Below are 14,972 nucleotides of genomic sequence, written 5' to 3'. Positions count from 1 at the left end.
GGCTCAACCGCCAGTCCGCCAGTCCGCCAGTCAGTCCGCCAGCGGCCGCAGCTTCGCGGCGGCCCGGCGGTCGTGGGCAAGGACCCTCTAGCTCGGACGGGCTGCCGGGCGGGGGAAGCGGTCGCTGGTCGTCGGTCGGATGCAGTCAGGGTCGGGGCCGCCGTTGTCGGCCCGGCACGCCGCCGCACCGAGTCTTGAAGAGGCACGCGAGTCGGGGCTGCTTGCCAGGTCGGTGACGGAGGTACGCAGCAGCTGCCGCTGCCACATCCGCGCCAGGATCTCACAGTCGCGCTGCGGGCGATCCCTGAAGTGTGCCTCGGTAGAGGTTGGCGATCTCGTCGTCACTCGGCTCGTCGGTGGATGGCAGCGCAGGCTCGGCCACGAGCGGCGCAGGCGCGCGTGTGGCGGGCACGACGGGCACGGCGTCGGCCGCGCGCATGCTGTCGAGCGACTGGAGGAGGGCCCGCCGGAGCCGCCTCGCGGCCGGGCGTTCGACCAGCCGGTGGACGAGGTACGCGAGCAGCAGCAGCCCGGCGATCGTCGCCCCCAGCAACACCCAGGCGGGAAGGTACGGCCGGGCCGCGGCGATGACGGTCAGGCCGATCTGCGCATGCAGCAGGTACAGCGGGTAGGTGAGGGCGCCGGCGGTGGTCAGCCATCGCCACCGGATGCGGTCGGCCTTACCGTTGGCGATGAGCGCCATGACGACGAAGAAGGCCGTGACGCAGGCGGCCGCGGGCGGAAACTCGCTCGTGTCGTGCGTCTCGATCTCGGACCACAGGCGGGAGATGGCGATGATCCACGAGCACCCGACAATGGCCCAGAGCAAGGCGTTCGCCCCGAACCGGTACATCAGGTAGAAGGCGATTCCGGCGATGAAGTACTGGGCGTATCCGCGTCCGAGGAACATGAGGACCCCGGCGTTGTTGAACCACGGGGCGGCCAGCGACGCCAGCGTCCACAGCGCACAGAACGTCACCACGCGTCGGACGGTCACCCCGCGCGCCACCACCACGAGGGCGAACAGCACGTAGAACAGCAGCTCCACGGAGAGCGTCCAGTAGGCCTGCTCGACGTCGGGGACACCCATGAGCGACTGCAGCATGGTCATGTTGACCAGGACGTGGGTCCAGTCCCGGTGCGTGGCGAAGACCGGGAACAGGACGAGGACCGTGGTGGTCGCCACGACAGCGAACCAGTACGCGGGGTAGAGCCGCACCACGCGCGCGACCGCGAACTCCCCCACGGTGCGGCCCCAACTGCTCATGCAGATGACGAAGCCGCTGATGAGGAAGAACATCTGCACCCCGAGCCAGCCGTACGCCGCCGCGCCGGCCAGCCCGGGGAAGAGCTGATCGGTCGGAACCCCCCAGGCGTCGTCGCGCACGCCCTCCCCGTGCAGGAGGTGGTACACGACGACCATCAGCGCAGAGAGCAGGCGCAGACCGTCGAGCACGACGAGGCGATCGTGCCCGCCGCGCCGGACGGCACCGTGAGACTCCATGGTCTTCCTCACTAGGTCGAGCGGCCCGCCGGTCGGCGACGAGCGCTGAAGATGCGGCGCGGCAGGCTACCGACGAGACTGCTCAGCGCCCGGCCACACGGCTGCGTACGCCGCGGCGAGCTGCTCACGGACCGCGTTCGAGCTGTGGAAGTCCAGCGCCCACCGCTTGCCGGCGGCAGCGAGCCGCTGGCCTCTGGCCTGATCGGTGAGCACATTGCTCAACTCGCTCACCCATGCCTGCGCGTCCGCTCCCACCACGACCTCGTGATCGTGCCGTACCCCCGATCTGCGGGCAACCTCGGGCGTGGTCACGGTGGGAACACCCGCCGCCAGGGCCTGAATCAGCTTCATCTGCACACCCGTACCACGCCAGATCGGAACGATGGCCGCTGAGGCCCGCGGGTAGTAGGGGGCGACGTCGGGAACGTTGGCGTGGATCTCGACGCCGTTGCCACGGAAGGCTTGGACAGCGGCGGGCGGGTTGGTCCCGACGATGTCGAGTACGGCGTTCGGGACCCGCTTCTGCACCTCGGGCCAGCAGTTCTTGAGGAACCACAGCAACCCGTCGACGTTCGCCTCGTAGGTCAGCCTCCCAACGAAGAGCACACGCGGCTCCGTCGCCCGCGGGGTCGTGTCCTCCGGGTGGTCGTACGGGCTCCGAACGACGTACGTGTTCGGCCGCTCCTCGCCCGGATCGAAGGGCGCCGACACCATCAGCGGCACATTGTGAGCCACCAGGGCGTCCTCCCGCGCCTGCATGCGGGGCGCCTCGATCCTGCCCACCAGCTTCCACTTCGGGCCGGCGGTCTGGGCGAGCTGGCTGTAGTACTCGCTGCGGAACTCATCGAGGTCGACGATCACCGGCACCGGCGCGCACCGCTCCACGAGGTGCACCGTACGAAAGACGTTGAGATGCACGACGTCCGGCCGCCACTGCCGGAGCTCGCTGGCGAGCGCGGTCGCCAGCTGGGGCACGTCGGCGTATGCCTGCTGGAGCGACGTGCCGGTCGGCAGCGCCGTGGCACAACGGAGCATCGACGTGATCCGGTTACGCGGCACCAGCACGGTGGACTCCACGGGCAGTTCCTGGGCCTGCCGCATCTCCTCGTCCGAACTGGTCAAGCCGAGGAAACGGATCTGGTGATCCTTGGCGAGAATCTCGAGCAGGGCCAGGCTCCGCGGGCGGATCTTCGAGGGAATCCAGGGAGCGACGAAAAGAATCTTCATAGCGGAAGTCTCCTGAGGGCGCGGGCCGAGAACCTGTCCATCGCGGTGCCGTACTTGTCGCAGTATGTAACCAGGCCCGAGCGGTACAGCCGGTTCTTGCCGACCGCACCGGTGCTCGTGCTCTCCCGATGCATGGCCCATGCGGTCCCGACCGACACGACGCGCCAGCCGGCACCGCGCAGACGTCTGCAGAGGTCGACATCCTCGAAGTAGAGGAAGAAGGAAGGGTCGAACCCATTGATGTCGCGGAACGCGGTGGCCCGGACCAGCATGCAGAATCCGGACACCCAGGCGACGTCCGCCGCCGCTGCCGACGCACTCTTGTCGAGGTAGTCCAGCATGGGGAGCCGGCTGCGGAGCAGCTGCGACCTGGCGAGTTCCCGCTTCACGCGGCCGGGAACCACGTGGTCCACGCGCAACGCGGCGAGCCATTCCTTGGCCAGGCTCACGTCCGGACCCGCCGAGATGCCGGGCTCGCCGTCCGCGTACCGCATCTGAGGCGCGACAACTCCGATCTTCGCGTCGTCCTGGAGCACCCGCGAGAGTTCCGCGTACGAGTCGGGCGTGAGCGCGGCGTCCGGGTTCAGCAACAGGTAGGCGTCGGCGCCGGGAAATTGCTCCACCGCCGCGTTGATCGCCTTACCGAACCCCACATTGGACGAACGGATGACGTGCGGGGTGTACTGCGCCGCCACCTCGACACTGTCGTCGGACGACGCGTTGTCCACCACCACAACGTCGGCGATGGGTAGTTCACGCAGGCTGCCCAGGCTCATGGGCAGGTCTCGGGCGGAGTTGTGGGACACGACGACGGCTACTGTTTTCACACTTCGCTCGCGATCCTGGGAGTTCATCGGTCACGCCGCCGACGTCGAGTGCCCGGCCGTGTGCGGCACGACCGGCATCGCCCGGTCGCTCCGCAGCACGGCATCACCCACGACGAGCAGCGATGCGTGCTTGAAGAGATACATCAGGGAGACCGCTGCGGCTGCGCCGACCGCACCGAACAGCGCCGCGCCGCCGGCCACCGTGACGAGCAGCGCGGCGGCGCTCACCACGCCGATCTTCGCCACCAGCGCCCCCCGACCCACGCCTTGCAGCACGGCGCCGCAGGGCGAACTCGCGCAGAACGAGGGCACGCCCGCGAGCATCACGGCGATGACGACACCGGCCTGCGAATAGATCTCGCCGAACAACAGCTCCGCCAACCACGGCGCGGCGGCCATCCCGGCGGCGCTGATCGCGCCGACCACGAGTACCACGGCGAGGTTCATCCGCCAGAAGAGCCGCCGTGCCTCGTCGGCCCCCGCGGTCGCCGAATGCGGCACCAGCACGGTGCTGAGTGCGGACGGGATCGATACGAACGGTGAGAAGATGCGAGACGCGGCGGCGTACAGTCCCGCGCCGGCACCCGGCGCGACGAGGGAGACGACCGTCGCGTCCAGGACCCGCGCCTGTGCTGAAACGTTGCTGACCAGGTACGCCCGCGAGTCCAGCACCGCTCGCCACACGTCGGCGGCGGCGGCCGAGCCGGAGATCCGGACCGCGAAACGCACGTGGACCTGCCCCAGCACCGACGCGACCACCAAGCCGTACGCGAGCGAGGCGAAGGGTTCGCCGCCAAGTTCGACGGCGGTCACGAAGATCGCGACCTGCACGGCTTTCCGGCCCAGGATCGACACGACCGCGTGCCCCATCCGGCCGTCGGCGATCGCGAGCGACAACATCGTCTCGACGTTCTTGTCCAGCATCCAGCCGGCCGCGAGGAGCACGGCGATCCACGGCGCCATGGTGCCGGCGGTGAGGCTCAGGCCGATCGCCGCGGCGATGACCAGCCCACCGATCGTGGTGAGGACGTTCAGGCGCAGGCCCGCGCTGACCGCGGTGTCGCGCCCGAGTGCCCGCCAACGCAGGAGGGCGGTCGAGACGCCCGCGTCGGCCACGACGGCCAGGAAGGCCACCGCGCCGAAGTACCCGCCGAAGGCGCCGAAGCCTTGCGGGTCCACCTGCCGTGCCAGCAGAACCATCGCGACGGCCTGCAGCCCGCTGCCGGCGATGCGGGAGGCGGCCAGAGCCGAGGCGCCGCCCACCACCCCGCGCACGTTCGGCCGCCGGGACGGACCCGCCGGCACCGGGATGCCCGAGGTGGCCGGGCCGTGTCGCTTCTCCTCCCCACCCTCGGGGGCCCCGCCCCCCTGGTCCGCGCTCCCGTGGCCTTGGCGCGTCGGGGTATCGCCTCCCCGGTCTCCGCGTCGTTGGTCCTGGTGCTGGTGGTCCTCCACCAGCCACACGGTCGCCACTCCCAGAACGAGGAACCACAGCGGCAGCATGGACTCGGCCATGACGCCGTACGTGGTGGCCGCGATCCCGAAATAGGCCACCGTGAAGGTGAGGCAGAACGCCGGAAGGAGGGTCGGCCGGAAGACACCCTTCCAGACGCACAGCACGGCCAACGCCGAAGCCGGCATCAAGAGGATGACCGCGCCCGGTATGCCCAGTTCGACGGCGGCGAGCAGGACCCCGTTGTGCACCGGCACCCCGTTCCCCACGAGGGGATCTATCCGGCCGACGACCTCCACGTAGTTGTTGGGGCCGATGCCCCACCACGGTCTGCCGGCCAGGAACTCCAGTGCGCTCGACATGATCTGCGCCCTGGCGCCGCCGGCCGGGTCGGCGATCATCCGGACGATGAAGACGGGGGCCACCGCGAGCACGCCGATGCCGAGCAGGATGAACCCGATGACGGACTGCCGGCTTCTGCGGCCGGTACCGACCGCTGCCGCGCCCAGCCTGCGCAGCATCAACTCGCCCATCACGATCAGCATCAGGACCGCCAGCAGCCCGGTCCGGCTGCCGGTCAGGGCGGTCGTCGCGAGCGCGGTGGCGGGAATCCCGTACCGCCCGACGATCGCGGGGAGCTGAAGCCGGCCGAGGCCGAGGCGGCTGTCCGGCCCTGTCGTGAGGTAGTAGAGGGCGAGAACCAGCACGATGGCCTTCGCGAGGTTGAGCGGGTGGTTCAGCGTTCCGTTGGTCCGGTCGCCGAGGAAGCGGGCCGCTTCGACGGTCCCCATGGGGTTGAGCGGTACACCGAGCCACTGGAGAGCCGCGCAGCCGAACTGGGCGGCGATGACTCCGGCGGAGGTCAGTCTGAGCGCCGGGACGGCGGACCTGTGCTTGGCGAACAGACATCCCACCGCATAGGCGACCGGCGCGGACAGATACTGCACCGCTCCGACCAACTCCCGAGTGGAAGCGCCGCCGCGTATCACGATGCCGATGCCGATGAACAAGGCCAGGACACCGATCCACCACACCAGGACCGACATCCATGGCAGCCGCCGCCGGCTCGTCGCCAGCAGCACGACGGAGGCCACGACGAGTGCGATCATCCAGGTCGATGGCGCGAAGACCGGGATGGCGATGCCGACGTGCCACGGCGCGCCGCCCTGGCCGAAAGTCTTGGGCAGCAGGGCGAGGCAGGTCACCGAGACGGCCGCGCTCAGGGCTACCGGCCATTCGGTACGCGCGATGGCTGCGGCCGACGAACCGGTCCCTACCGTTACCGTCGGACCCACTGGCGTACTTTCGCGCCCTCGTCGGTCTCCGTGCGGCGTCGCCGCGGCTGTCGCACACCCGCCGCCACGGCCTTCACCAAGCCCGCGGCCATGGCCCCGCACGCGTAGCCCACGGCGGCTGCGCCCGGTCGCCCGAACCGGAGTCCTTCCGAGAAGACCCGCACCATCCCGCCCATCTCCCCTTGCCGGCGGGCATAGGCCATGGCCGATCCCAGGTAGTAGTCACCCCGGTCCCTGGGGGTTGCCGAGCTGAGGTACTCGCGCGCCCAGTCGAGCTCACGGGTCAGCGAGATTGAGCGCGAAACACCGTCACCGATCGCGTCGTACCTCGTCAGGGCGTCGTTCAGTTGCCGGACCACCAGCCCGGGCAGGCTTCGGGAGAGTTGAAGGAGCCAGGTCAGGTCCTGGTGCAGACTCAGCCCCTCGTCCAGGGGCACGGTCATCGGAAGCGACCGCGGGAAGAGGAGCGTGGAGGACGGGAGGAACGCTTGCCCGCGTTGGACCCGGTGCCGCCGCAACAGGTTGTTCTCCAGGCTGCGGCCGGGGTCGTAGGGCGCGCGGGGCCAGGTCTCGGAGCCGTGTTCGAAGTCCACCGTGACCTTGGTGGACGAGATCCATGTCGACGACCCGGCGAGGCCGGCCTCGGCGATGTCCCGCACCTGGCGCTCGATCTTCGTCGGATGCCAGAGGTCGTCATCGTCCAGGAACGCGACCAGGTCTCCGACGCACCTCCGGACACCGGCCATGCGGGCGGCATTCCCATTCCGGCGCTCGAGGTAGCGCAACAGCCGAACGCGGGGATCGTCAGGAACGTCCACCTCGGCCTCGGTGTTGAGCACCACGTGGACCTCGGTGACCGGATGCGTCTGCCCGAGCACGGATTCGACGGCTCGGCGAAGTCCCGGCTTGCCGACTGAGGGGATGACGACGCTGACTGTGGGACGCCACGTCGCGGATCGCGTCGGCACTGTGGGATCCATCCGATCCTTTCAAACCAGTTGCGCTACAACGGAACCGCGCTCAGCTCGCTGCTGACCGTACGCGGGCACCACATATTACAGAGCGCTGGCCTCGGGCGATGCCCCCTGGACCGCACCCCTTCCGCCGGCGGGAGCGCCGCCGGCGCCATCACAGGGACAGAGTTGTCCGGATGCCGTTGGCCACCTTGCGCACCTCACCGACCTGCGCGCCCGTCGCGGTCATGCGGATGACGATCTGGCGGTCGACCACGCCGTCGGGGCTGCTCCGCCACCAACCGATCACCACCAGTCCGTATCGATCCTTCCCGCCGACCTCTGGGGCCTCGGCGAAGGTCGCGTTCTCGGCCTGGACCCATTGCAGGCCCCACGCCTCCTCGGCCCTGCGGTACGCGGCCTGCACCTCTTCGCCACAGGGCTTCGGGCAGTTCCGGACGATGATCTCCCCGCCGACCTCGGGGACACCGGGACGCGAGATGCCGCAGAGATACCTGGCGAAACCGGGGCCGCGCTGGCGCGCGTCGCAGGCCCAGGAATCGGGCACCTTGAAGGTGAAGCCGAGGCCGGCGGGGCTCTCCTCCTTGACCCGGTCGGCGCCGCCGAACTGCGGCTCCGTGGGCCAGGAACCGGGCTTGGGCGGTTCAACACCGGGGCTGCGCGGTGCGCCCGTGGGGAAGGCGATCGGCTCGGGGCTGCTGAACACGGCCGCGGATGGGGACGAGTCCGGTCCGGCCTGGCTCGGTGCGTCGCCGGCCGACCGCCACACGAAGATGCCGACGACCGCGCCGAGCGCCACGACGACCGCGATCGCGATGCCGACCCACAGGCCGGTGCGCCGGGGCCGCTCCCGCACGGCCGGCCTCAGCGGTGGATAGCTGGTCGAGTACGGCTGGCCCCACGGCGACGGCGCATCCGGGTCGGACGGAGGAACCGACACGGGAGAAGGCGGCGTCGATACCGGCACCCGTGGGCCAGAGGTGGGCCGGTCGTCCTGCCCAGGCCCCTCGACGACGTCGGCCGGGTACTGCCCTGCGCCGGCGGACGTTCCACTGGCGGCGATCGGCATGGCCTGGGTGGGCTCGCTGATGGCCAGCTTCGCCCAGGGTGGCTCGAGGGTGCTCGGATCGGCGGGTTGCGTCTGCCCCGGTGACGAGGTCGGACGGTAGTCCAGGCCGAGGACGACGAAGACCTGCTCGGCCTTGGCACCGCTGTCGGCCGCGTAGGCGACCCATGGCGCCGGGGCCGAGAAGTCGGCGTGCAGGAAGCTCGGCCTGCCGTCCCGGTCCCTCAGGGCGCTCGCGGTGGAGGCGAAGGCCTTCCTCCACTGCTGGTCGGTGGCTACTGTGGCGTCGAGGATGGCAACCGTCAGCGCCCGGCCCTGGGCATCGACGGCTGACGACACCTTACCCACCTGGCACGACCCCAGGGTTTCGAGCAACTGGAACGGACCGCCTGGCTGCATTCCACCCTCCCCGGAGCGACGGTGTGGATAGTAGCGAGGGGGCACCCGGCGACCGGAGGCGGACCGGGGGCTGCCCGCTCGGCCGACGCCGGAATGTCAAGATTGCTCCCCGTGAGGATGAGACGCTGGCTGGCTGCCGCATTCATGCTTCCGTTTCTGACCGGGTGCGGGTCGTCCGGCGGCGGTGGCTCACTGGGCCCGGCAGCCACGTGGCACCCCCCGGTGGCACCGGGCACCACCGGAGCCGTCGACCTGGACAACCGACCCTTCCAGCTTCATGTGCCGGTCGGGTACGACCCCGCCAGGAAGGTCCCCCTCGTCGTGCTGCTGCACGGCTACGGGTCCAGCGGCGTCCAGCAGGAGCGGTACTTCAAGCTCACCCCCGAGTCCGACCGCCGTGGTTTCCTCTACGCCATGCCGAACGGCACCACCGACCGGGACGGCACGAGGTTCTGGAACGCGACCGAAGCCTGCTGCGACTCCTACAACAGCGGGGTGGACGACGTGGCGTACCTCGAACGGCTCCTTGACGCCGTGGAGTCGGCGTACTCGGTCGACACCGCACGGGTCTATCTGGTCGGCCACTCCAACGGCGGCTTCATGGCCTACCGGATGGCCTGCGAACGGTCGATGCGGGTCACCGCGATCGTCTCCGTCGCCGGCGCCGTCGACGACGACAGTTCACTGTGCACACCCCAGCGCCCGGTCAGCGTGCTGCAGATCCACGGCACCGCCGACCCGATGATCAAGTTTGACGGCGGCACGAACGACGGCCACCGGTACCCGTCGGTCGACACCACGCTCGCCACCTGGCGGCGGATCAACAACTGCTCGGCGGAGGCCGACACCTCGGCTCCGCGACTGGACCTCGAACCCCGGCTGCCCGGGGCGGAGACGGGGGTGACGATCTACTCCGTCGGCTGCCGCGACGCCACCCGGGTCGAGCTGTGGCACATCCGAGGTGGCAGCCACAGGCCCACGCTTAACGCGGTCTTCGCCCCGGCCCTCACCGACTTCCTCTACGCCAGCACGCCCCGATCCTGACCACTCCCCTGTCACCGCTCTCATCCGCTGCTGTTCGTCGTGGTGGCCGGGTCCGAGCGGGTACGAGCACCTTGCGCCCTGAATGGTTTCATGCATAGGCTCACCCGGTGAATGAAGGGGTGCTCAACCTGGTCCAGGGAGTCCGCCTCACCCCCACCCAGCGCCGCATCGCGCACTGCCTGGTGCAGCACGCCGCCGCCGCGGCGTACCTGTCGGCCGCCGAGGTGGCCGAGCTGGCCGGGGTCAGCCAGCCCTCGGTGACCCGGTTCGCCGTCGCGCTGGGGCACGACGGCTACCCGGCGCTGCGCCGCCGGCTGCGTGAGGTGACCGCCGGCGCGGACGGCGCGGACGGCGACGGCAACGAGCTGCAACGGGCGGTCCGGGCCGAGATGGCGAACCTGGACCGGCTGGCCGGGCAGCTCGCCGACCGGGACCGGATCGCCACCGCCGGGCGCCTGCTGGCGGCGAGCCGCCCCCTGCCGGTGGTGGGGCTGCGGGCCGCCGCGCCGCTGGCCGCGTACTTCGCCTACTTCGCCGCCAAGGTGCACCCGGACGTGCGGGTGCTGGACGACGGCGGCAGCCTGCTCACCGACCGCCTCGAACAGGCGGCGGCGGCCGGCGCCACCGCGCTGCTCGCCTTCGTGCTGCCCCGCTACCCGCGAGAGACCTTCGACGCGCTGCGGGAGGCCCGCGACGCCGGCCTGACCGTCGTCGCGATCACCGACTCGCCGGTCAGTCCCGCCACCGAGTACGCCGAGCTGGTGCTTCCCGCCGCGGTCGGCACCGACCTCGTCTTCGACCTGCACACCGCCCCGATGACCCTGGCCATGGTGGTCCTTCAGGCGATCTGCGACGCCTCCCCGGCGGACACGCAGGCCCGCCTCGAGGCGTTCGAGTCGTCCGCCGTCCGTCGCCAGTTGTTCCTCGGCTGAGAGGAGTACGCACATGCACCAGCCCGTCCGTGCCGCCCGCGGCACCGCACGCACCGCGAAGGGGTGGCCGCAGGAGGCCGCGCTGCGGATGCTGATGAACAACCTCGACCCCGAGGTGGCCGAACGCCCCGACGACCTGGTCGTCTACGGCGGCACCGGGAAGGCCGCCCGGGACTGGCCGTCGTACCACGCGCTGGTGCGGACGCTGACCGAGCTGCGCGACGACGAGACGATGCTGGTGCAGTCCGGGCGCCCGGTCGGCGTCATGCGGACCCACGAGTGGGCGCCACGGGTGCTGCTGGCCAACTCGAACCTGGTCGGCGACTGGGCGACCTGGCCGGAGTTCCGCCGGCTGGAGCAGCTCGGGCTGACCATGTACGGGCAGATGACGGCCGGCTCGTGGATCTACATCGGCACCCAGGGCATCCTCCAGGGCACCTACGAGACGTTCTCCGCCGTCGCCGCGAAGCGGTTCGGCGGCAGCCTGGCCGGGACGCTGACGCTGACCGCCGGCTGCGGCGGGATGGGTGGGGCGCAGCCCCTCGCGGTCACCATGAACGGCGGCGCCTGCCTGGTCGTGGACGTGGACCGGACCCGGCTGGACCGCCGGGTGCACGACCGCTACCTCGACGAGGTGGCCGACTCCCTGGACGACGCGGTGGCGCGGGTGCTCGCCGCGAAGCGGGAGCGCCGGGCGCTGAGCGTCGGCGTGGTCGGCAACGCCGCCACCGTCTTCCCGGAGCTGCTGCGCCGGGGCGTCGAGATCGACGTGGTGACCGACCAGACCAGCGCGCACGACCCGCTGTCGTACGTGCCGGAGGGGGTGGAGCTGGCCGACGCCCGGGACTACGCGGCAGCGAAGCCGGCCGAGTTCACCGACCGGGCCCGGGCGTCGATGGCGAAGCACGTCGAGGCGATGGTGGGCTTCCTCGACGCCGGCGCGGAGGTCTTCGACTACGGCAACTCGATCCGTGGCGAGGCGAAGCTCGGCGGGTACGAGCGGGCCTTCGACTTCCCCGGCTTCGTGCCGGCGTACATCCGGCCGCTGTTCTGCGAGGGCAAGGGCCCGTTCCGCTGGGCGGCGCTCTCCGGGGACCCGGCCGACATCGCCGCCACCGACCGGGCCATCCTCGACCTGTTCCCGGAGAACGAGTCGCTGGCCCGGTGGATGCGGATGGCCGGTGAGCGGGTCGCCTTCCAGGGCCTGCCGGCGCGGATCTGCTGGCTGGGCTACGGCGAGCGGGACAGGGCCGGGGTGCGGTTCAACGAGATGGTCGCCTCGGGCGAGCTGAGCGCGCCGGTCGTCATCGGCCGGGACCACCTGGACTGCGGCAGCGTGGCCAGCCCCTACCGGGAGACCGAGGCGATGGCCGACGGCTCCGACGCGATCGCCGACTGGCCGCTGCTCAACGCGCTGGTCAACACCGCCAGCGGGGCGAGCTGGGTCTCCATCCACCACGGCGGCGGGGTGGGCATCGGCCGGTCGATCCACGCCGGGCAGGTCTGCGTCGCCGACGGCACCGCCCTGGCCGGGCAGAAGATCGAGCGGGTGCTCACCAACGACCCGGCGATGGGCGTCATCCGGCACGTCGACGCCGGCTACGACACCGCCCGCGAGGTCGCCGAGCGAACCGGCGTCCGGGTGCCGATGGCGGAGAAGACGGCGTGACCGACCTCGCCGGTCGGTTCCGGCAGCTCTGGGACGGGATCGCCCCGGTCGGGCGGGACGCCGGCAGCGGCGGCTACCTGCGCTACGCGCTGACCGAGCCGGAGCTGCGGCTGCGGGACTGGTTCCGCGAGCAGGCCGACCAGCGCGGCATGCCGGTGACCGCCGACGGCAACGGCAACCTCTTCGCCTGGTGGGGCGACCCGGAGGTGGGCGGCGCCGTGCTCACCGGCAGCCACTTCGACTCGGTGCCGCACGGCGGGGCGTACGACGGGCCGCTCGGCATCGTCAGCGCGTTCCTGGCCGTCGACGAGCTGCGGGCCGCCGGGGTCACCCCCGGCCGGCCGGTGGTGGTGGCCGCGTTCGTGGAGGAGGAGGGCGCCCGGTTCGGCGTACCCTGCCTGGGGTCCCGGCTGCTCACCGGGGAGATCGCGGTGGACCGGGCGGCCGGGCTGCGCGACATGAACGGGGTGAGCTTCGCCGAGGCGCTGGGCGACCGGCCGGCGGGCGCCGACGCGGGTCTGCTCGGCCGCTTCGCGGCCTTCGTGGAGCTGCACGTCGAGCAGGGCCGCGCGCTGGTCGAGGCCGGCGCGCCGGTCGCCGTCGCCAGCGCGATCTGGCCGCACGGCCGGTGGCGCTTCGACGTGCTCGGCGAGGGCAACCACGCGGGTACGACCCGGATGGCCGACCGCCGCGACCCGATGCTCACGTACGCGTTCACGGTCCTCGCCGCGAACAAGGAGGCCCGGCTCCGCGGCGCGCACGCCACGGTCGGCCGGGTGTCGGTGGAACCGAACGCCACCAACGCGATCCCGTCGAAGGTGACCGGCTGGCTGGACGCGCGGGCGGCCGAGCCGGAGACGCTGCACGGCCTGGTCGAGGCGGTGCGGGCCAAGGCCGCCGAGCGGGCCCGCCGGGACGGCACCGAGTTGACCGTGACCGAGGAGTCGGCGACCCCGCTGGTGGCCTTCGACGGCGGGCTGGCCGGCCGGCTGGCGGCACTGCTGGACGCCCCGGTGCTGCCCACCGGGGCGGGGCACGACGCCGGGGTGCTCGCCGCGCACCTGCCCACCGCGATGCTCTTCGTGCGTAACCCCAGCGGGGTGTCGCACTCCCCCGCCGAGTCGGCCACCGACGCGGACTGCGCCGCCGGGGTGACCGCCCTGGCGCGGGTGCTGGAGGAGCTGACATGCCGCTGACCCGCTGGCTCGCCGAGTACGCCTGGCTGCCTGAGCACGCCGAGCCCACCCCGGACGTGCTGATCGAGACCGACGGCGGGCGGATCACCGCGGTCACCCCGCTGACCGCCGGGAGCCGGCCGGACGCCGGCGTCGAGGTGCTGGTCGACGCCGTCCGGCTGCCCGGGCTCACCCTGCCCGGGCTGGCCAACGCCCACTCGCACGCCTTCCACCGGGCGCTGCGCGGGCGTACCCACGGCGGCCGGGGCGACTTCTGGAGCTGGCGGGACGGCATGTACGACGTCGCCGCCCGGCTCGACCCGGACTCGTACCTGGCGCTGGCCCGGGCCACGTACGCGGAGATGGCGCTGGCCGGGATCACCTGCGTCGGGGAGTTCCACTACCTGCACCACGGGCCCGACGGCCGCCCGTACGACGAGGAGAACGTGATGTCCGCCGCGCTGGTCGAGGCGGCCGCGCACGCCGGCATCCGGGTCACCCTCCTGGACGCCTGCTACCTGACCGCGAGCGTGTCCGGCGATCCGCTGGTCGGGCCGCAGCGGCGCTTCGGCGACGGCGACGCGCTGCGCTGGGCGGACCGGGTCACCACGTTCACCCCCGGGAACGACCACGCGCGGGTCGGCGCGGCCATCCACTCGGTGCGCGCGGTGCCGGCGGAACAGCTCGCCACCGTCGCCGGTTGGGCCCACCGCCGCGACGCGCCTTTGCACGTCCACCTGTCGGAGCAGCCCGCCGAGAACGACGCCTGCCGGGCGGCGCACGGGCGTACCCCGGCCGGGCTGCTCGCCGAGCACGGCGTGCTCGGCCCGGCCGTCACCGCCGTGCACGCCACCCACCCGACCAGCGCCGACCTGGGCCTGCTCGGGGAGCACCGGACCGGCGTCTGCCTCTGCCCCACCACCGAACGGGACCTGGCCGACGGGATCGGCCCGGCCCGGCGGATGGCCGAGGCGGGCAGCCCGCTCAGCCTCGGCAGCGACAGCCACGCGGTGGTCGACCTCTTCGAGGAGGCCCGGGCCGTGGAGCTGGACGAGCGGCTGCGCACCCGCCGGCGGGGCCACTTCACCGCCGTCGACCTGCTCACCGCCGCCACGAGCGGCGGCCACGCCGCGCTCGGCTGGACCGACGCCGGCCGGCTCGCGGTGGGCGGCCGGGCCGACCTGGTCACCGTACGACTCGACACCGCGCGCACCGCCGGCGTACCGCCGGTCGGGGTCTTCTTCGCCGCGACGGCCGCCGATGTGGCGCACGTCGTGGTGGACGGCCGGGTGGTGGTCCGGGAGGGCCGGCACGTGGACGTGGACGTGCCGGTCGAGCTGGAGTCGTCGATCCGGGCGGTGACCACGTGAGCGCGAGGAGTGAGCCGGTTTTGCGAGCCCCGCAGTC

At 71.8% G+C, this 14,972-nt stretch carries 11 protein-coding genes; 5 read left to right on the top strand and 6 right to left on the bottom strand.

Features of this window, described 5'->3' with window-relative positions:
* Nucleotides 1–280: 280 nt before the first annotated feature.
* From AC5RWQ_RS19130 to AC5RWQ_RS19105, 6 genes are all read right to left on the bottom strand, one after another.
* Nucleotides 281–1,456: an acyltransferase family protein gene (locus tag AC5RWQ_RS19130; protein WP_494284067.1), complete on the bottom strand. Its 1,176-nt coding sequence runs from the start codon at nt 1,454–1,456 to the stop codon at nt 281–283.
* A gap of 114 nt (nt 1,457–1,570) precedes the next feature.
* Complete coding sequence (locus AC5RWQ_RS19125; RefSeq protein ID WP_494284066.1) at nt 1,571–2,731, bottom strand: glycosyltransferase; 1,161 nt, start codon at nt 2,729–2,731, stop codon at nt 1,571–1,573.
* Nucleotides 2,728–3,585: a glycosyltransferase family 2 protein gene (locus tag AC5RWQ_RS19120; protein ID WP_494284065.1), complete on the bottom strand. Its 858-nt coding sequence runs from the start codon at nt 3,583–3,585 to the stop codon at nt 2,728–2,730. Before AC5RWQ_RS19120 ends, AC5RWQ_RS19125 begins: the two co-directional genes overlap by 4 nt.
* Nucleotides 3,586–3,588: 3 nt before the next feature.
* Nucleotides 3,589–6,306, bottom strand: a complete 2,718-nt coding sequence (locus tag AC5RWQ_RS19115) for an O-antigen ligase family protein (RefSeq protein ID WP_494284064.1) — start codon at nt 6,304–6,306, stop codon at nt 3,589–3,591.
* Nucleotides 6,291–7,286, bottom strand: coding sequence for a glycosyltransferase family 2 protein (locus AC5RWQ_RS19110; protein ID WP_494284063.1), 996 nt, complete (start codon nt 7,284–7,286; stop codon nt 6,291–6,293). The genes AC5RWQ_RS19115 and AC5RWQ_RS19110 overlap by 16 nt, the downstream gene beginning before the upstream one ends.
* A 148-nt stretch (nt 7,287–7,434) precedes the next feature.
* Complete coding sequence (locus AC5RWQ_RS19105; protein ID WP_494284062.1) at nt 7,435–8,745, bottom strand: hypothetical protein; 1,311 nt, start codon at nt 8,743–8,745, stop codon at nt 7,435–7,437.
* Nucleotides 8,746–8,967: 222 nt separating this feature from the next.
* On the opposite strand from AC5RWQ_RS19105, the gene AC5RWQ_RS19100 reads away from it, so the two are divergent.
* The 5 genes from AC5RWQ_RS19100 to AC5RWQ_RS19080 all read left to right on the top strand — a co-directional run bounded on the left by AC5RWQ_RS19100 (nt 8,968) and on the right by AC5RWQ_RS19080 (nt 14,935).
* Nucleotides 8,968–9,789: a CE1 family esterase gene (locus AC5RWQ_RS19100; protein WP_494284061.1), complete on the top strand. Its 822-nt coding sequence runs from the start codon at nt 8,968–8,970 to the stop codon at nt 9,787–9,789.
* Between the two features lie 107 nt (nt 9,790–9,896).
* Complete coding sequence (locus AC5RWQ_RS19095) at nt 9,897–10,721, top strand: MurR/RpiR family transcriptional regulator (RefSeq protein WP_494284060.1); 825 nt, start codon at nt 9,897–9,899, stop codon at nt 10,719–10,721.
* Between the two features lie 13 nt (nt 10,722–10,734).
* Nucleotides 10,735–12,390, top strand: coding sequence for a urocanate hydratase (gene hutU / locus AC5RWQ_RS19090; RefSeq protein WP_494284059.1), 1,656 nt, complete (start codon nt 10,735–10,737; stop codon nt 12,388–12,390).
* Entirely contained in the window at nt 12,387–13,586 is a 1,200-nt protein-coding gene (locus AC5RWQ_RS19085; RefSeq protein ID WP_494284058.1) for an allantoate amidohydrolase, read from the top strand. Before hutU ends, AC5RWQ_RS19085 begins: the two co-directional genes overlap by 4 nt.
* Nucleotides 13,583–14,935, top strand: a complete 1,353-nt coding sequence (locus AC5RWQ_RS19080) for a formimidoylglutamate deiminase (RefSeq protein WP_494284136.1) — start codon at nt 13,583–13,585, stop codon at nt 14,933–14,935. The genes AC5RWQ_RS19085 and AC5RWQ_RS19080 overlap by 4 nt, the downstream gene beginning before the upstream one ends.
* Nucleotides 14,936–14,972: the final 37 nt, after the last annotated feature.

The organism is Micromonospora sp. BS32 (assembly GCF_059089345.1).
Note: the sequence above shows the minus strand (reverse complement) of the source record. Positions and strands in the feature narration are given on the sequence as shown.

Excerpts from the sequence above, each read along its gene's own strand:
- AC5RWQ_RS19105 (WP_494284062.1), bottom strand. The coding sequence starts at position 8,745 with ATGCAGCCAGGCGGTCCGTTCCAGTTGCTCGAAACCCTGGGGTCGTGC.
- AC5RWQ_RS19110 (WP_494284063.1), bottom strand. The coding sequence starts at position 7,286 with ATGGATCCCACAGTGCCGACGCGATCCGCGACGTGGCGTCCCACAGTC.
- AC5RWQ_RS19125 (WP_494284066.1), bottom strand. The coding sequence starts at position 2,731 with ATGAAGATTCTTTTCGTCGCTCCCTGGATTCCCTCGAAGATCCGCCCG.
- AC5RWQ_RS19120 (WP_494284065.1), bottom strand. The coding sequence starts at position 3,585 with ATGAACTCCCAGGATCGCGAGCGAAGTGTGAAAACAGTAGCCGTCGTC.
- hutU (WP_494284059.1), top strand. The coding sequence starts at position 10,735 with ATGCACCAGCCCGTCCGTGCCGCCCGCGGCACCGCACGCACCGCGAAG.